The organism is Pseudomonas sp. 1 (assembly GCF_056626735.1).
Genome location: NZ_JBWXMQ010000001.1, coordinates 518010 through 533156, shown reverse-complemented (window position 1 = coordinate 533156; position 15147 = coordinate 518010). Strand labels below are relative to the sequence as shown.

Sequence of the window (15147 nt, the reverse complement as noted above, 5' to 3'; positions counted from 1 at the left end):
GGGCTCCAGGCTTATGCATTGATGGTGTCAGGACACCACGCGATAGCACGGCACATACGCCGCGCCGCCCGGCAGTTTCATTCGGTGCTGGGCGACGAAGGCTTTGAGCAGCAGATCGAGCGGCTGCATGATCGCGGCGTCGCCACGGATCTGGTACGGGCCGTGTTCCTCAATCAGGCGAATGCCCTTGTCCTTGACGTTGCCGGCGACGATCCCGGAGAACGCGCGGCGCAGGTTGGCTGCCAGTTCATGGGGCGGCTGGTCGCGGTGCAGCTTGAGGTTGGCCATGTTTTCGTGGGTCGGGTCGAACGGGCGCTGGAAGCCCTCGTCGATCTTGAGCAACCAGTTGAAGTGGAACGCGTCGGCACGTTCGCGGCGGAACTGCTTCACGGCCTTGAGGCCCGCGGTCATCTGCCGCGCCACTTCGGCCGGGTCGTCGATGATGATTTCGTAGTGCTTCTTCGCTGCTTCGCCGAGGGTCGCCGTGACGAAAGCGTCGAGCTGTTCCAGGTATGGCGCGGCATGTTTCGGCCCGGTCAGGATCACCGGGAACGGCAGGCCGGCGTTGTCCGGGTGCATCAGGATGCCCAGCAGGTACAGGAATTCTTCGGCGGTGCCGGCGCCGCCCGGGAAGATGATGATGCCGTGGCCGACGCGGACGAAGGCTTCCAGACGTTTTTCGATGTCCGGCAGGATCACCAGCTCGTTGACGATCGGGTTCGGCGCTTCGGCGGCGATGATGCCCGGCTCCGTCAGGCCCAGGTAGCGGCCGCCGTGAATACGCTGTTTGGCGTGGGCAATGGTCGCGCCTTTCATCGGACCTTTCATCACGCCCGGGCCGCAGCCGGTGCAGATGTCGAGGCTGCGCAGGCCCAGTTCGTGGCCGACTTTCTTGGTGTATTTGTATTCTTCGGTGTTGATCGAGTGGCCGCCCCAGCACACGACGATTTTCGGCTCGACGCCCGGACGCAAGGTGCGCGCGTTGCGCAGCAAGTGGAAGACGTAGTCGCTGATGCCCTGGGAGGTGCTGAGGTCAATGCTCAGGGCATCGAGTTCGTTTTCGGTGTAGACGATGTCGCGCAGGGCGCTGAACAGCATTTCCCGGGTGCTGGCGATCATTTCGCCGTCGACGAAGGCGTCGGCCGGGGCGTTCAGCAGTTCCAGGCGTACACCGCGATCCTGCTGATGGATGCGGATTTCGAAGTCTTTGTAGGCTTCAAGGATGGTTTTTGCGTTGTCGACATGCGCGCCGGTGTTGAGGATGGCCAGGGCGCACTGGCGAAAGAGGGTGTAGGTGCTGCCGGTTCCGGCCTGGCTCAGTTGCTGAACTTCACGTTGGGAAAGGGTTTCGAGGCTGCCTTTCGGGCTGACCGAGGCATTGATTACGTGTCGTTGGGTCATGCAGTGATCCTTAAAACGATGTCATTGCCGACATGGCCAATGGCATCCGAATAGTGTGTATCCATGAATGAAGATGGCACGATCTGCGTGGTATCGCCATGTCCCCGTTGGACGTTGAAAAGATGAAAAGGCGCTCCAGCATAGCTAAATCCGCCTCAGAGGCGATAATGCGCAGCCTCTTTTTAACTCAAGCCATGGAAGCCTGTCGCGATGTTCGAGATTCAACCGATCGATGCCGTCACTTATCGCCAGCAGACCCGGCGCAGCACGCTGATCATCGCGGTGCTGTTTCTGGTGCTGGCGATGGTGTTTTCGACTGCGGCAGTGGCACTGTTCGGCGAGCCGGGCGGGGATAACCTGCGATTCAATGTTGGCGGGGTGTTTGGCGCATTCCTGCTGACGGCGGCGTTGCTGCGCGGGCGTTTCTGGAATCAGACCTGGATGGCCCCGGCGGTGTACGGCTGGCGGCTCAAGCGCAGCCTGATGAGTGTCACCAACGTGATGCATCAGGTGACGGCGGCGGTGGAGAAGGGCGATCCGGTGGCGATGAAGGTGCTGCGTTTCTATCACCTGGGCCTGACCCAGATGCATGAGCTGGACGGCAACTCCAGCGATCACGCGCAATTGCACCGGGAAGTCGAAGAACACAAGGCGCGGATGGGGGCGCTCGGCCTGGACACCGATCAGCCGCGCCTCGATCCGGCCTGGCTGGAAACCTTGAAAGCGCGTTAAAACGGAATGCGCGCGGCGCGTCCAAGTTTCCAGCGGCGAATCAGACGCCCGTAGACCAGCAGGTTGACCATCAGCACCACGCTGCCCAGTACCAGCTGAATCTGCGGTGTCAGCCCGGCCGGGTAGATGATCGGCCACACGTAATGTTCGATGAAACCGCCGGCGTACTCGGTCTGCCCGGCAGCGTGGCGCATCAGGTTTTCCCAATAGGTCAGTGGACAGGTCAGGTGCAATACCTCGACCGCCACGCCCCAGGCCGCCGCCGGCAAGTGCAGCCAGAACAATCGTGGCCACTTGAGCACCAGCAGCCCGCCGAACAGCACGAACAGAATGAACAGCAAATGAAACAGCACCAGCCCGTCGCCGGCTATTCGATACAGCATGTCGTCTCCCTGACGCGTGTGTGAATGGTTGCCATGTTACGCCGGTAAACGGCTGCCAGAAGGAAGGTTTTGCGCCAACTGCGCAAGATTGTTCAAGCCATCCACGGGCGTTTGTTGGCAGAGTCCGGGGTCTTGTCTCACGGTTGAAGAGTGTTATGTCTGACTCATTAATGCCGCGCAGTGCCTTTCTTCGCGGAGCCGCGGCGATCATGCCGTTATCCCTGGCCACCGCGCCCTGGGGGCTACTGGCCGGTTCCATGGCGATCGAAGCCAACCTCACGCCGCTGCAAGGGCAGGGCCTGTCGAGCATCGTGTTCGCCGGCGCGGCACAATTGGTGGCGATCGGCATGCTCAAGGGTGGCGCGGGGATTTTTTCGATTCTGCTGACGACCTTGCTGCTGACGTCGCAGCATTTGCTCTACGGCATGAGCATGCGCCACGTGATTTCGCCGTTGCCGGGGCGCTGGCGCATCGGCCTGGGCTTTTTGCTCACCGATGAACTGTTCGCCCTGACCAGTCAGCACGACCGCCAGCAGTTCAATCGCTGGTACGCGTTGGGCGTCGGTCTGACGTTCTACATCGCCTGGAACCTCTTCACTCTGGCCGGCATCGTGCTTGGCAGCAGCATTCCGGGGCTTGAACACCTGGGGCTGGACTTCTCGATTGCCGCAACTTTCATCGCCCTGATCACCCCGGTTGTGCGCAATGTACCGACAGTGGTTTGCGTGGCGGTGTCGCTGTTCTGCTCGGTGCTGTTCAGTTATTGGCAGTGGGGCTCGGCGCTGGTGCTGTCGGGACTGGCGGGTATGACTGCCGGGTTTATCTGCAACAAGTTGTATCGGGAGCGCACATGATGGTCTGGGCAGTGATTATCGGCATGGGGATTCTGGTGTTCCTCAACCGTTACGTGTTTCTTGAGCCGCGCTTGCCGGTGCGTCTGAGCAGCAACGCGCGGCAGTTTCTCGGTTTTGCCGTGCCGGGCATGTTGACTGCGATTTGCGGGCCGATTGTATTCATGCCGGACAAACAACTGAATCTGCAGTGGGATAACCCTTATCTGCTGAGTTCACTCGTGGCAATCGGCCTGGTGATCTACACACGCAATACGTTATTCAGCATGCTGTTGAGCATGGCGTTCTTCTTTCTATTGCGCTGGTGGCTATAAGTTGCGGGTGTTCTACGCTTAATGGATGAATTTCATTAGCGAGGTGAACATGGCAACCGAGCAGAAACGTCCCGAAGAAGATGATGAACCGAGTCAAGAAGAGATCGAGCGGGAGAAACACAAGGAGCAGACCTGGAAGCATGACGACAGCCGAGAGTTGTCCGACCGTGATCAGGAACGCCCGCTGAAACCCTGAACGCCACAACGAAAAAGCCCCGCGATCGCGGGGCTTTTTCGTTTCATCAAAGATCTTCCAGCTGCGTGAAATCGGGGTGGGAGGCCCGATAACCCAAAGTCTTGTCGATCCAGGCATTCAGCTCGTTGACCATCACCGGCGGGTGGCAGGGGTAGTTTTCGAGGGTGGCGCGCAGGATGCGGTCGATATCGGGTACGTCACACAGGTTTCGAGTCTTGATGTAGTGGGCGATAAAACAGTCGAGTTGAAAGCGTTCTGTCGTGGACAGATGAATACACTCCAGGCCGATGACCTGTTTGATTGCAAAATCGTCGCGCAACTTAGTTCTCTGCAAGGTTTGTTAAGTTTGTGGGGTATTCCTGGTTTTACTGACTCTTTGGTCAGCTGGTATGCCAATAGGAAATGCGGCGCGCATGCTATCCGTAGTGTTTCTAAAAGTATGTATGGCGATTGAAATGTCAGACAGGCGGTTAGTTCACTCAAACGACTGTGTCAGCGCCGTGTTTCGCGAATGAAACACCGTGTGTAACGCGCAGGATTCAATTCGTGGATGGCTGCTCTTGATAACGTACCGCGCCGGCATTTATTTACGTCACCGCTTCAATCAATTCAGCACCCTGATTGCGGGAGTTACCGACCGCTTTGCCGACTTTGTGCCATTCAAACGCTTCGCTGGGCTCGGCCTCGAACAACAGCATCTGCTCGGCGCGCTCCGTGGGTGTGGCGGGATCGAGCCATTCCAGCACCCGATCGGCGCTCAGCACGATCGGGCGCCGGTCGTGCACATCGAGGAGGCCACCTTCGCTGTTGGCAGTGATGATGACGAAGCCGTCGTCGTCCCGTGGAGGTTCGCCGGGTGTCGGAAACTGGCCGATGGCGGCGCAGAAAACCGGCTGATGATCGGCCCGACGAATCAGCCACGGCTGTCGGCTCTTGTCGGGCCCGTCGACCCACTCGAACCAGTTGTCGACCGGCACGATCAGTCGATGGCGCCAGATCGCTCGAAAGAACGGCCCATGAGCGACTTTTTCCACCCGCGCATTGATCGGCGCCGCGCGATCCTTCGCCCAGTGCGGGCGCCAGCCCCAGCGCAGATTGTCGGCGTACAGCCGTTGCTGGTACTGGTGAAGGATCGCCAGTGACGTGGTGGGCGCGGCGTTGTAATGCGCCAGCGGTGCGTCGCCAACGTGATTGATCAGCGCATCGGGAATGCTCAGCACCGCGACGAAATCGTGGATGCCCCGGTATTGCGACAGTCTTCCGCACATCGGCCGACCCTCCGGCGAACAGCTGCCTGAAGGTTTGAGCTTAGTTGCACGGATCAATCCTTGCTGCCCTGGCCGGTGAATGCGAGCGCCTGAACCAAATCCTGTGTATCTTTATCCAACCTCGGCCCATCTCATTGGGTCGCAGGGAGGCAACAGCGGCGAGGGAGTTTTGCCATTCGACAACATGACCGCAACGGTCGGGCTCAAGGCAAAACATGACACAGTGGTTCAAGCTTTTCTGCGCGATGGCGGTGGCCGTCGGGTTGGCCGGATGCATCGCCGCTCCCATCGAAATGACCCCGCAGACCGAGGCCCGGCTCAAAGAACAGGCGCCTGTGCGGTTTCTGTTGACCTTCGATGACGGGCCCAGCGCGTCGAGTTTTTTCAATCCCACCGACACCGTGCTCGACAGCCTCAAGGACAACCCGCTGCAACCGGGCATCAAAGCGGTGTTTTTTGTCCAGACCGGCGCGCCCCGGGCGGGCAATAGCGAGATCGGCCGGCGAGTCATGCGCCGCGAGCACGCTGAAGGGCATGTTCTGGGCTTTCACACCGCCACCCATTGGCACACCAATCATCGATTGCTCGACCCGGATGAACTCGAAATTTCGCTGACCAACGGTTCAGCGGACATCGCGGCGATCACCGGCGCGCCGCCAACGTTGCTGCGTCCGCCGTTCTGGAATTACGACAAACGCACTTTCGCCGCCTATCAGCAGCACCATATGCGGGTGTTGCTGACCGACCTTAGTGCCAACGATGGCAAGATCTGGGGCTTCAACGCCAGCCCCCGGCGGCGGGCGAACATGCTGCGTCAGCTGTCGGAAGTCCGCGAACAGATGGCCCTCGGCGAATTGCCAACAGTGGACGGGGTAATTCCGGTGGTGGTGACCTTCCATGACCTCAATCGCTACACCGCTCGACACACTCGTGAGTACTTGCAGATTCTGCTCGACAGCGCCGCCGCCACCGGCGTGCGACTGGCGGACAAACCGTTCTATGACGATCGCGCGGCGCTTGAAAAAGCCGCGCTGGCGCGCACCGTGCAAGAGTCGTCGAAACCGGTGAACCTGCCGGGAATCTGGAACTGGATCTGGGATCACGACGCCCACTGAGTGCGGCGAATTGAAGATGTGAAGCCGTTGGCAAATTTTGCGGTGGACGGCGCAAACAGAGAGGCCAAAGCTCATCTATCCTCATTGGGTCGCCCGAGCCAACGCCTGTGAGGCGCGCCCCCATGATTGCCATTGCCGACATTTGCCGCATCGTCGAATCCGGCTTTTCGCCGTTGTGTTGCGATTGCACCGAAACGGCGCAGGGCCTCTTGCAGATCAAGGTTTACGAACCCGACAGCGGGCGCGTCAATCTGTTGCTCAACGGGGTTTCCCCGGAGCACCTGGTCACCATTCGTGACATCTCCAACTTCATCGGTGAATTGCGCACGGAAATGAGCGCCGGACGCCGGGCTTTCGCCGGCTAAGGATCAAAGACGTCGTCGAAAGGCGCGGATGATGCTCAACGTGGCTTCACCGACGTTCAGATTCTGCACCGCATCGAGCGGGTGCCAGAGACAGTCGACGATTTCATTCAGCGGGCGAACCTGATCGATGTTCAGCACCGACGCCTCGTAGACGTGGTGGCGGGTGCTGCCATTCTGTAACTCCATCAGATAAAGCATGTCGTCGCTGTCCAATCCGGTCTCTTCTCTGAGTTCACGAGCGGCTGCCTGCGCGCGGGTTTCTCCCGGCTCGACGGTGCCCCCTGGCAGGGTCCAGCGGCACCTGAGTTTGCGCACCAGGAGAATGTGTCGATCCTGCTCGCAGATGACGGTTGCTCGTACTTTCATGTGTCACCAGAATGCCGTTTGTCATAAAACTGTCATGAAGTAGCAATATTTGGGCCGTTGCCGGTTTAGAGCTTCTGAGTGCCGGACAGTGGCAAAAGTGCCGGGGGCTTGACGCGGCGCGGTGCGACGTCCGGTCGGCACGCCAGCGCGTTGCGGGTGTAAGGTGGAAAAGTTCGTTACCAGACAGGAGGTGCCTATGAGCATGGCGATGCTGAACAAAATGCACATGAATGGCTACGACGTACTCAGCGTGAACAACGGCCCGTGGCGGGTCTGCACGCAGGGTGACCGGCTCGCTTCGTTTGCCAGTCGCGAGGAAGCGCTGGCGTATGCCGCCGCGTTGCCGGGGTACAAAAGCCGCGCACGCGGTCGCAAGGCAGACTGAGGGTCTGTAAAGAAAAAGCCCCGGTTGTCCGGGGCTTTTTGCTGTGGACAGGGTGAGGTTCAGTGGACTTTGGTTCGGCTGATGGCGCGGGCTTTCACTTCCCGGGCATACAGTTGCAGGCGCTCCTCATCGCTTTGCAGCACCTCGCAGGATCGCAGCACCGCCTGGGCGTCCGCTTCGTTGCCCGACTGGCGCAGTTGCTCGGCGATGCGCTTGAGGTCCACCGCCGACCATCTCAGGTCCGATGCCACGCTTTGCAGGTCACGCTGAAGTTCGTGTTCGTATTCATTGAGCCGCATGATCACCTCCGGAACATTCTCGGTAAAACAGAGTAGCCGCATTTTTCCGATGCGGGGCAAGGTCATCTGTCGATAAGCTCAATGGACCGGTTTTCGGGGAGTACCGGCAGAGCGCTACGATGGATGTCCGAACAGTTACAAGGTACATTCGCGTTTTTTCAGATGAAGGAATCACCATGCGGATATTGATCGGGGGGATGCTGCTGGCGGCATTGGCCGGTTGTTCGTTGCCTGCGTCACTGGTGCCGGGCGAGCCAAATGTCAGCAAGACCAGCGACAAAACCCCCAAGGAATATGCCGCGTGTGTATTGCCACTGTGGCAGCAGGACGTTGCCAAGACCTCCCAGACAGCGATTTCCAACGGCTATCGGATTACCGCGCCGAGCATCGTCACCGCCGACGAGATTCTCGATGTGGTCAAGTACAAGGACGGCAGCCGTGTCTCCCTCTATCAGGGGCCGCCGTGGGCGAAGTCCGGGTCGTTGCGCAAAGCGGTGCGTGATTGCCTGTAATGGCGAAATAAAAAAGCAGAAACCGGTGATCGGTTTCTGCTTTTTTTTGCCTGCTGATCGAGCTTAGTCCGAGAGGTCGATGAGCGGAATGCCGGCGCCACCGGTCTTCTTTTCCCGGCGATCCTGCATCCAGTCTTCCACTTGGCTGTTGAACCCCGGCGGCGCCTTGCGACCGACCTTTCTGGCGATGTCGAGGATGGTCTGCTGGGCGAGGGCTTCTTCCATGCGCTTTTGCGCGGTCATCATCGCGGCGTGAATCGAGCAGGTGCCTTCCAGCGCCCAGTCCGGTGGCGAGCCGTCGAACAGCGCACAGCGTCCGCGAATGTCCCGGCATTCGAAAATGTTCTTGCGACCATCGATGGCATTGACGATGTCGAGCAGGGTGATTTCATCCGCCGGGCGCGCCAAAGTGAAGCCGCCGCGTACGCCGCCGGTGGATTCCACCAGTTTGCCTTTGGCCAGTTTGGTGAAGATCTTCGCCAGGTAATCCAGCGGCACCCCTTGCAGTTCTGCCAGATCGCGCACGCTGGCTTCACGACTGTCACCGCCGCTGCCCACCAGAAAGGCCAGGCAGTGAATGCCGTACTCGACCCCCGCACTGTAAAGCGACATAACTATCTCCGACTGTATTTGTCGCCGATGTTATCAGGCTTATCAGTGGCAAACAAATCCGAACGCTTTGCGTGTTCAGCGATGTATATCCCGATTTTCTTGGTTTATTGCTTAATCAAAGCGTTGCGTAGGGCAGCCATGAGCGGTCTGAGCTATCGAGTTATTCGATCATAATCATCACAAAATCTGACTTGTCGGCGTTAAAGGCGACCAATACAGTCGCCGTTATCCGGTGAGCAGCCTTCCGCACTCTTGAAAAATACAGATGTGTCCGCTCCCGATGATGTGAATCCTTCAACCTCATTCAGTGACTAGGCTTCGTGCCTGGAGAGAACAATGAAACAGCACATTCTGGTAATCGGCGCAGGTTTCGGTGGCATGTGGACGGCGTTGAGCGCCACGCGTCTGGTCGACATTCACAATCGGGACAACATCGACGTCACCGTACTGGCGCCGCAGGCCGAGCTGCGCGTTCGTCCGCGTTTCTACGAGCCGAACGCCCACACGCTGGCGGCGCCGCTAGGCGATCTGTTCGATGCGGTTGGCGTCAACTTCATCAAGGGCGCGGCGAACACCATCGACGTGCAGGCGAAAACCGTGGGCTACCTCGATGCAGCCGGTGCGCAACAGGTGTTCAATTACGACAAACTGGTGCTCGCCTCCGGCAGCGGCCTGGCCCTGACGGACACCCCGGGCGTGGCGCAATACGCGTTTGACGTCGACCAGATCGAAGCCGCCATCCGCCTGGAAAACCATCTGAAATCCTTGATCGACCAACCTGAGAGCCAGGCTCGAAACACCGTGGTCGTCGCCGGCGGTGGCTTCACCGGCATCGAAACCGCCACTGAAATGCCGGCGCGTCTGCGGGCCGTGCTGGGCGACGATGCCAACGTTCATGTGATCATCGTCGACCGTGGGCAGAAAATCGGCGCGGCCATGGGTGAAGCGATCAGCGTGTCGATTGCCCAAGCAAGCGAAGAATTGGGTGTGGAATGGCGACTGGGTGTGTCGGTGCTGTCGGTCGATGAAAACGGCGTGACCTTGTCGGACGGTCAACGTATCGAGGCAAAAACCGTGGTCTGGACCACCGGCGTGCGCGCCAGCTCCCTGACCGAGCAGATTCCTGCCGAGCGTGATCGTCAGGGTCGCCTGCACGTTGATGCCCATCTGAAAGTCATCGGCCAGGACGACATCTTCGCCACCGGCGACGTGGCTTATGCGGCCAGCGACGATATCGGCAACTTCGCCCTGATGACCTGCCAGCACGCGATTTCCCTGGGGCGCCACGCCGGCAACAACGTTGCGGCGCAGATTCTGGGTGTCGACCCTACGCCATACAGCCAGCCGAAATACGTGACCTGCCTCGATCTCGGCGCCTGGGGCGCGGTGTACACCGAAGGCTGGGATCGTCAGGTGAAACTGGTCAAGCAGGAGGGCAAGTCCCTCAAGATGCAGATCAACACCCAGTGGATCTACCCGCCAGCGGCTGACCGTGCCAGCGCGCTGGCGGCTGCGGATCCGATGATTCCTGTCGTCGCATAATCAGAGCCGTTCAAAAACATCCCGCTTTCGAGCGGGATTTTTTTTTGCCGCCACAAAAGGCTATGACTAAAAGTCATTGCCCCATGATTTTTAATGGTTACGGCCGGCCAGATCCCCGGTGTTAAAAAATCGCAAACACAGCTCATCAATAACAACCAGAGAGCGTTTGCAGCCATGTCCCGATTCTTCCCTCGCGTCTCCCCACGTCCGTTATTGATCCCGTCGGCCTCTCGGCCCGCGTGAGCTGTCGATCACCCCAAAAAATCCCTCTGCATCGCAAAGAGTAATGACTGATGAAAGAACTCGACCTGTACATTGGTGAAGGTTTCGAAGGCCCGGGCGTGAACGCCGCGCATATCAACATCCTGATCGGCCCGCGCAATGGCCCGGCAGGGCAGGCGTTTGCCAACAGCCTGGCGTCGCCGAGCCAGGGCCATTGCCCGTTCATGGTGATCGCCCAGCCGAACATCCCGGTCAAGCCGATGACCCTTTACGTCAACAAGGCTGCGATTAGCAGCGACCTGCACGGCAATGCAACGTGGGGCGCCTCCCAGGCCGGTATCGCCAAGGCGGTGCTCGAAGCGCTGCTCGACGGCACGCTGCCGCCGCAAGCCGAAGACGAGTGGGCGATCGTCACCGCCAACTGGGTCAACCCGGCGTGCGATGACCTCGATGCGGTCTACCTGAACAACTACAACGCCTGCCGCACCGCGATCCGCGCCGCCTTGACCGGCAAGCCGGAAACCGCGCAGCTCAAAGATGTGGTCAACCACATCAGCAACCCTTTCTACACGCCAAAAGCCTGAGGTCCGCGCCATGCAATACATCCGTTTGGGCAGCTCCGGCCTGCAAGTTTCCCGTCTGTGCCTGGGCACCATGAACATGGGCACCCCGGACTGGAAACCGTGGATCTTCAATGAAAAACAAAGCGAACCTATCGTCGCTCACGCCCTCAACAACGGCGTGAACTTCATTGACCTGGCGGACTTCTATTCCGCCGGTGTCGGCGAGGAAGTGGTGGGGCGCATCGTCAAGCGCCTGGCCCGCCGCGAGGACCTGGTGATCACCACCAAGGTCGGCTACGGCACCCGCAACGGCATCAACGCCAGCGGCCATTCGCGCAAGCACATCATGGACAGCATCGATGCCTCGCTGAAGCGTCTGAATATGGATTACGTCGACGTGTTCATGCTGCATTACTTCGACGTGAACACCCCGGTTGAGGAAACCATGGGCGCACTGAACGACATCGTGCGTTCCGGCAAGGCACGTTACATCGGCGTCTCGACCATGCTCACCGGTCAACTGGCAAAAATCCTCATGGCCTGCGAGCGCAACGGTTGGGTCAAGCCGATCAACATGCAGCTGCAACTGAACTGCGCCTACCGCGAAGAAGAGCGCGAGATGATTCCGTTCTGTCGCGACCAGGGCATTGGCGTCTCGGTGTTCAGTCCGCTGGCCCGTGGCCTGTTGACCGGTGACGTGCAATCGACTCGCAACCAGACCGACTTCTTCACCCAGCAGATGTACAGCGACGAAGTCTCGTTCGAAATCGCTCACTCGGTACAACGCGTGGCCCGTGCCCGTGGCGTGTCGAACGCGCAGATCGCCCAGGCCTGGGTCGCCAATCATCCGGGCGTGGATTGCATGCTGGTCGGCGCCGACACCACGGCGCAGTTCGACAGCGCACTGGCGGCGTTGGAAACAAAACTCGATGCCGAAGAGCTGCACGAGCTGGAGCGCAACTATACCCCGTGCGATGTGATCAACGATTACACCGCCGGCAAACGCATCCTGCGCACGGCCCGTCCGGGGCTCGAACGCTTCACGTTGCAGGAGGCTGTGGCATGAGCGAATTGATCCGTCACGGCAACTTCATCGACGGTCAGTGGGGCCAGGGCGGCGCCACGTATCCGGTGCGTAACCCGGCCAATGGCGAGTTGATCACCGAGGTGCAAAAGGCCGGTGCCGAGGAAACCAACCTCGCCATCGAGGCGGCCAATCGTGCCTTTCCGGCGTGGCGCAAACTCACGGCCAAGGAACGCAGCCAGCGCCTGAAACGCTGGAGCGATCTGATGCTCGCCAACCAGCAGGGGCTGGCGACCTTGCTCAGCCGCGAACAGGGCAAACCGCTGGCCGAAGCGAAGGGCGAAGTGGTCTACGCCGCGAGTTTTCTGGAGTGGTTCGGTGAAGAAGCCAAGCGTGCCTACGGTGATGTGATCCCGAGCCACAAGGCTGATGCGCGGATCATCGTGACCAAGGAAGCCATCGGTGTGGTCGCGGCGATTACCCCGTGGAACTTCCCGCTGGCAATGGTTACCCGCAAGGTCGGCCCGGCGCTGGCGGCAGGTTGCACGATGATCCTCAAACCGTCGGAAGAAACCCCGTTGTCGGCATTTGCTCTGGCAGTGCTGGCCGAGCAGGCCGGGATTCCGGCCGGTGTGTTCAACATCGTTTCCGGTGATGCAGTGGCCATCGGCGGTGCGCTGCAAGCCTCCAGCGTGGTGCGCAAATTGTCGTTTACCGGCTCGACCCGCACCGGCAAATTGCTGATGCGTCAGGCCGCCGACACCCTGAAAAAGGTCTCGCTGGAATTGGGCGGCAACGCGCCGTTCATTGTCTTCGACGATGCCGACATCGATGCAGCCGTGAAGGGCGCGATGGCCTCGAAATTCCGCAACACCGGGCAGACATGCGTGTGCGTCAACCGCTTCTTCATTCAGGACGGCGTTTACGAAGCCTTCACCGGCAAACTTGCCGAAGCCGTGGCGGCGATGCGCGTGGGCAGTGCGCTGGACGGCGACACCGAGCAAGGTCCGCTGATCAACGCCGCTGCGCTGGCCAAGGTCGAAGCCCATGTGAGCGATGCGCTGGAGAAGGGCGCCACACTGTTGTGCGGCGGTCGTCGGCATTCACTGGGCGGCACGTTCTACGAGCCAACCATCCTCACCGAAGCCAGTGGCGACATGCTGATTGCCCAGGACGAAACCTTCGGCCCGGTGGCCGCGTGCTTCCGCTTCAAGGACGAGGCCGAAGTGCTGGCGCGGGCCAACGACACGCCGTTCGGTCTTTCCGCGTACTGCTACAGCCGCGACATCGGCCGGGTCTGGCGTATGGCCGAAGGGCTGGAAGCCGGGATGGTCGGCATCAACGAAGGGATCATCTCCACGGAGGTGGCGCCATTCGGTGGCATCAAGGAATCGGGCCTTGGGCGTGAGGGTTCGAAGTACGGTCTGGATGACTATCTGGAGATCAAATACCTGTTGATGGGGGGGTTGTAAGCCTGCCCGAACCCTGTGGGAGCGAGCTTGCTCGCGATGGCGTCAGGTCAGTTGGCAGTTCTGTCAGCTGACACTCCGCTTCGCGAGCAAGTTCGCTCCCACAATTGAACAGCAAGAGCAATCGGTTTCTCCGTCAATAACAACAATTGGAGACGAACATGTCCGCTCAACCCGTAAAGATCGATGACCTGCCCATCGGGCGCTTCCACCTCAAGATCGCCGGCCTGACCTTCGGCGCGCACTTTACCGACGGCTACATCCTTGGCCTGATCGGCATCGCATTCACCTTGCTCAGCCCGCAGATGCACCTGGATGCGTTCTGGCAGGGCCTGATCGGCGCATCGGCGCTGATTGGCCTGTTTCTCGGCAGTCTGTTTTTCGGTTGGATCTCGGACAAGGTCGGCCGGCAGAAAATCTTCCTGGTCAGTTTCGTGCTGATAACTATCGCTTCGGTGATGCAGTTCTACGTCGAAACGGCCATGAGCCTGTTTCTCTGCCGGGTGCTGATCGGCATTGGCCTGGGTGGCGATTTCAGTGTCGGTCACGCAATGCTCGCCGAGTTCGCGCCGAAGAAACATCGCGGCGTGTTATTGGGTTCGTTCAGTGTGATCTGGACCTTCGGTTACGTGGCAGCGACCTTTGTCGGCACCGCCATGCTCAGTCTCGGTGACGATGCCTGGCGCTGGATGCTGGCGTCGTCGGCGATTCCCGCCGGGTTGATTCTGATCGCCCGAATCGGCACTCCCGAATCGCCGCGCTGGCTGGTCAATCAGGGCCGGGTGGCCGAAGCCCGTGCCATCGTCAAAAAGCATCTGGGCGACAACGTCGAGCTGGACGAAACCCGCTCCACGGAAACCCGCTCGGGCTACGCGGTGCTGTTCAGCCGCGAATACCGCAAGCGCACGGCGTTCAACTGCCTGTTCTTCGTCTGCATCGTCATGCCGTACTTCGCCATCTACACCTTTCTGCCGTCGATCCTGCAGAAGATGGGCCTGGCCGAAGGCTTCGGCACCGAGCTGATGCTCAACATGCTGCTGATCCTCGGCGCGTTGATCGGCATCTGGTGCACCATCAAATTCACCCGACGCGGGTTCCTGATCAACTCGTTCATCATTCTGGCGGTGGCGTTGTTTCTGCTGGCGGTGCTGCCGGGCAGTGCGGCGTGGCTTATGGTGCTGGTGTTCGGTGTGTTCACGCTGGTGTTGTCGGCGGTGAGCAATCTGGTGGGCGTGTTCCCGGCGGAAAGTTTCCCGACGGAAGTGCGGGCCAGCGGGATTGGTCTGGCGACGGCGGTGAGTCGTCTGGGCTCGGCGGTCAGCACGTTCCTGTTGCCGGTGAGTGTGGCAGGGATCGGGTTGAGCCCGACGATGGGGATTCTTGCGGCGATTCTGGCGATTGGTGCTTTGCTGTCCTGGGCATGGGCGCCGGAGACCAAGTCGTTGACGTTGAGTCAGGCGTGCAAGGCGCAGAGTCCGGTGGAGGTCGGTGTTACGCCGGTCGGGAAAGTCGCCACGCCCGTCTGATG

At 59.9% G+C, this 15147-nt stretch carries 20 protein-coding genes; 13 read left to right on the top strand and 7 right to left on the bottom strand.

All coding sequences use genetic code 11. The features are described 5' to 3' along the window. Positions 1-27: 27 nt before the first annotated feature. Positions 28-1401: a nucleotide 5'-monophosphate nucleosidase PpnN gene (ppnN, locus tag AC1MDC_RS02320; RefSeq protein WP_007950520.1), complete on the bottom strand. Its 1374-nt coding sequence runs from the start codon at positions 1399-1401 to the stop codon at positions 28-30. A 210-nt stretch (positions 1402-1611) separates the two neighbouring features. Here ppnN and AC1MDC_RS02315 point away from each other — a divergent pair, with 210 nt between their 5' ends. Beyond that, positions 1612-2133: a DUF3087 domain-containing protein gene (locus tag AC1MDC_RS02315; protein ID WP_227232844.1), complete on the top strand. Its 522-nt coding sequence runs from the start codon at positions 1612-1614 to the stop codon at positions 2131-2133. Here AC1MDC_RS02315 and AC1MDC_RS02310 read toward each other — a convergent pair. Further along, positions 2130-2516 (bottom strand): DUF2784 domain-containing protein, encoded by a 387-nt coding sequence (locus tag AC1MDC_RS02310; RefSeq protein WP_085698251.1) that lies wholly within the window; start codon positions 2514-2516, stop codon positions 2130-2132. The two genes, AC1MDC_RS02315 and AC1MDC_RS02310, sit on opposite strands and share 4 nt — an antisense overlap. A gap of 155 nt (positions 2517-2671) precedes the next feature. Here AC1MDC_RS02310 and AC1MDC_RS02305 point away from each other — a divergent pair, with 155 nt between their 5' ends. Genes AC1MDC_RS02305 through AC1MDC_RS02295 form a run of 3 tightly spaced genes read left to right on the top strand, consistent with a single transcriptional unit; the run spans position 2672 to position 3877 of the window. Continuing rightward, the gene (locus tag AC1MDC_RS02305; protein WP_045121617.1) at positions 2672-3370 is read left to right on the top strand and encodes an AzlC family ABC transporter permease; all 699 of its coding nucleotides are present in this window, start codon (positions 2672-2674) and stop codon (positions 3368-3370) included. Then, positions 3370-3681, top strand: a complete 312-nt coding sequence (locus AC1MDC_RS02300; RefSeq protein WP_176247751.1) for an AzlD domain-containing protein — start codon at positions 3370-3372, stop codon at positions 3679-3681. The genes AC1MDC_RS02305 and AC1MDC_RS02300 overlap by 1 nt, the downstream gene beginning before the upstream one ends. A 49-nt stretch (positions 3682-3730) precedes the next feature. Further along, the gene (locus AC1MDC_RS02295) at positions 3731-3877 is read left to right on the top strand and encodes a hypothetical protein (protein ID WP_480392425.1); all 147 of its coding nucleotides are present in this window, start codon (positions 3731-3733) and stop codon (positions 3875-3877) included. A gap of 46 nt (positions 3878-3923) precedes the next feature. Here the strand turns inward: AC1MDC_RS02295 and AC1MDC_RS02290 are convergent, their stop codons facing one another. Both AC1MDC_RS02290 and AC1MDC_RS02285 read right to left on the bottom strand, forming a co-directional pair. Next, positions 3924-4196 carry a hypothetical protein gene (locus AC1MDC_RS02290; protein WP_480392424.1) on the bottom strand — a complete coding sequence of 91 codons (273 nt, stop codon included), beginning with the start codon at positions 4194-4196 and terminating at the stop codon, positions 3924-3926. Between the two features lie 268 nt (positions 4197-4464). After that, positions 4465-5145, bottom strand: coding sequence for an SOS response-associated peptidase (locus AC1MDC_RS02285; protein ID WP_480392423.1), 681 nt, complete (start codon positions 5143-5145; stop codon positions 4465-4467). Between the two features lie 215 nt (positions 5146-5360). On the opposite strand from AC1MDC_RS02285, the gene AC1MDC_RS02280 reads away from it, so the two are divergent. Both AC1MDC_RS02280 and AC1MDC_RS02275 read left to right on the top strand, forming a co-directional pair. After that, a complete protein-coding gene (locus tag AC1MDC_RS02280) occupies positions 5361-6260 on the top strand; it encodes a polysaccharide deacetylase family protein (protein ID WP_480392422.1) in 900 nt (299 codons plus the stop codon). 122 nt (positions 6261-6382) lie between these two features. Further along, positions 6383-6625, top strand: coding sequence for a DUF1652 domain-containing protein (locus tag AC1MDC_RS02275; RefSeq protein WP_085698256.1), 243 nt, complete (start codon positions 6383-6385; stop codon positions 6623-6625). A 3-nt stretch (positions 6626-6628) separates the two neighbouring features. Here the strand turns inward: AC1MDC_RS02275 and AC1MDC_RS02270 are convergent, their stop codons facing one another. Continuing rightward, positions 6629-6991, bottom strand: a complete 363-nt coding sequence (locus tag AC1MDC_RS02270) for an NUDIX hydrolase (RefSeq protein ID WP_480392421.1) — start codon at positions 6989-6991, stop codon at positions 6629-6631. A 196-nt stretch (positions 6992-7187) separates the two neighbouring features. On the opposite strand from AC1MDC_RS02270, the gene AC1MDC_RS02265 reads away from it, so the two are divergent. Then, complete coding sequence (locus tag AC1MDC_RS02265) at positions 7188-7376, top strand: hypothetical protein (RefSeq protein ID WP_007950503.1); 189 nt, start codon at positions 7188-7190, stop codon at positions 7374-7376. Between the two features lie 59 nt (positions 7377-7435). Here the strand turns inward: AC1MDC_RS02265 and AC1MDC_RS02260 are convergent, their stop codons facing one another. Continuing rightward, complete coding sequence (locus AC1MDC_RS02260) at positions 7436-7675, bottom strand: hypothetical protein (RefSeq protein ID WP_007950501.1); 240 nt, start codon at positions 7673-7675, stop codon at positions 7436-7438. 176 nt (positions 7676-7851) lie between these two features. Here AC1MDC_RS02260 and AC1MDC_RS02255 point away from each other — a divergent pair, with 176 nt between their 5' ends. After that, positions 7852-8187, top strand: coding sequence for a hypothetical protein (locus AC1MDC_RS02255; RefSeq protein WP_085698258.1), 336 nt, complete (start codon positions 7852-7854; stop codon positions 8185-8187). Between the two features lie 63 nt (positions 8188-8250). Here the strand turns inward: AC1MDC_RS02255 and AC1MDC_RS02250 are convergent, their stop codons facing one another. Then, positions 8251-8799, bottom strand: a complete 549-nt coding sequence (locus tag AC1MDC_RS02250; protein WP_085698259.1) for an RrF2 family transcriptional regulator — start codon at positions 8797-8799, stop codon at positions 8251-8253. Between the two features lie 336 nt (positions 8800-9135). On the opposite strand from AC1MDC_RS02250, the gene AC1MDC_RS02245 reads away from it, so the two are divergent. The 5 genes from AC1MDC_RS02245 (at position 9136) to AC1MDC_RS02225 (ending at position 15145) form a co-directional block, all read left to right on the top strand. Then, the gene (locus AC1MDC_RS02245; RefSeq protein ID WP_480392420.1) at positions 9136-10341 is read left to right on the top strand and encodes an NAD(P)/FAD-dependent oxidoreductase; all 1206 of its coding nucleotides are present in this window, start codon (positions 9136-9138) and stop codon (positions 10339-10341) included. Between the two features lie 293 nt (positions 10342-10634). Beyond that, positions 10635-11147, top strand: a complete 513-nt coding sequence (gene fae / locus AC1MDC_RS02240) for a formaldehyde-activating enzyme (protein ID WP_085698261.1) — start codon at positions 10635-10637, stop codon at positions 11145-11147. 10 nt (positions 11148-11157) lie between these two features. Further along, positions 11158-12192, top strand: coding sequence for an aldo/keto reductase (locus tag AC1MDC_RS02235; protein WP_480392419.1), 1035 nt, complete (start codon positions 11158-11160; stop codon positions 12190-12192). After that, positions 12189-13622, top strand: coding sequence for an NAD-dependent succinate-semialdehyde dehydrogenase (locus AC1MDC_RS02230; RefSeq protein ID WP_480392418.1), 1434 nt, complete (start codon positions 12189-12191; stop codon positions 13620-13622). Before AC1MDC_RS02235 ends, AC1MDC_RS02230 begins: the two co-directional genes overlap by 4 nt. Positions 13623-13780: 158 nt before the next feature. Continuing rightward, entirely contained in the window at positions 13781-15145 is a 1365-nt protein-coding gene (locus AC1MDC_RS02225) for an MFS transporter (RefSeq protein ID WP_480392417.1), read from the top strand. Positions 15146-15147 lie beyond the last annotated feature (2 nt).

Excerpts from the sequence above, each read along its gene's own strand:
- ppnN (WP_007950520.1), bottom strand. The coding sequence starts at position 1,401 with ATGACCCAACGACACGTAATCAATGCCTCGGTCAGCCCGAAAGGCAGC.
- AC1MDC_RS02315 (WP_227232844.1), top strand. The coding sequence starts at position 1,612 with ATGTTCGAGATTCAACCGATCGATGCCGTCACTTATCGCCAGCAGACC.
- AC1MDC_RS02310 (WP_085698251.1), bottom strand. The coding sequence starts at position 2,516 with ATGCTGTATCGAATAGCCGGCGACGGGCTGGTGCTGTTTCATTTGCTG.
- AC1MDC_RS02305 (WP_045121617.1), top strand. The coding sequence starts at position 2,672 with ATGTCTGACTCATTAATGCCGCGCAGTGCCTTTCTTCGCGGAGCCGCG.
- AC1MDC_RS02300 (WP_176247751.1), top strand. The coding sequence starts at position 3,370 with ATGGTCTGGGCAGTGATTATCGGCATGGGGATTCTGGTGTTCCTCAAC.
- AC1MDC_RS02295 (WP_480392425.1), top strand. The coding sequence starts at position 3,731 with ATGGCAACCGAGCAGAAACGTCCCGAAGAAGATGATGAACCGAGTCAA.
- AC1MDC_RS02285 (WP_480392423.1), bottom strand. The coding sequence starts at position 5,145 with ATGTGCGGAAGACTGTCGCAATACCGGGGCATCCACGATTTCGTCGCG.
- AC1MDC_RS02280 (WP_480392422.1), top strand. The coding sequence starts at position 5,361 with ATGACACAGTGGTTCAAGCTTTTCTGCGCGATGGCGGTGGCCGTCGGG.
- AC1MDC_RS02275 (WP_085698256.1), top strand. The coding sequence starts at position 6,383 with ATGATTGCCATTGCCGACATTTGCCGCATCGTCGAATCCGGCTTTTCG.
- AC1MDC_RS02270 (WP_480392421.1), bottom strand. The coding sequence starts at position 6,991 with ATGAAAGTACGAGCAACCGTCATCTGCGAGCAGGATCGACACATTCTC.
- AC1MDC_RS02265 (WP_007950503.1), top strand. The coding sequence starts at position 7,188 with ATGAGCATGGCGATGCTGAACAAAATGCACATGAATGGCTACGACGTA.
- AC1MDC_RS02260 (WP_007950501.1), bottom strand. The coding sequence starts at position 7,675 with ATGCGGCTCAATGAATACGAACACGAACTTCAGCGTGACCTGCAAAGC.
- AC1MDC_RS02255 (WP_085698258.1), top strand. The coding sequence starts at position 7,852 with ATGCGGATATTGATCGGGGGGATGCTGCTGGCGGCATTGGCCGGTTGT.
- AC1MDC_RS02250 (WP_085698259.1), bottom strand. The coding sequence starts at position 8,799 with ATGTCGCTTTACAGTGCGGGGGTCGAGTACGGCATTCACTGCCTGGCC.
- AC1MDC_RS02245 (WP_480392420.1), top strand. The coding sequence starts at position 9,136 with ATGAAACAGCACATTCTGGTAATCGGCGCAGGTTTCGGTGGCATGTGG.
- fae (WP_085698261.1), top strand. The coding sequence starts at position 10,635 with ATGAAAGAACTCGACCTGTACATTGGTGAAGGTTTCGAAGGCCCGGGC.
- AC1MDC_RS02235 (WP_480392419.1), top strand. The coding sequence starts at position 11,158 with ATGCAATACATCCGTTTGGGCAGCTCCGGCCTGCAAGTTTCCCGTCTG.
- AC1MDC_RS02230 (WP_480392418.1), top strand. The coding sequence starts at position 12,189 with ATGAGCGAATTGATCCGTCACGGCAACTTCATCGACGGTCAGTGGGGC.
- AC1MDC_RS02225 (WP_480392417.1), top strand. The coding sequence starts at position 13,781 with ATGTCCGCTCAACCCGTAAAGATCGATGACCTGCCCATCGGGCGCTTC.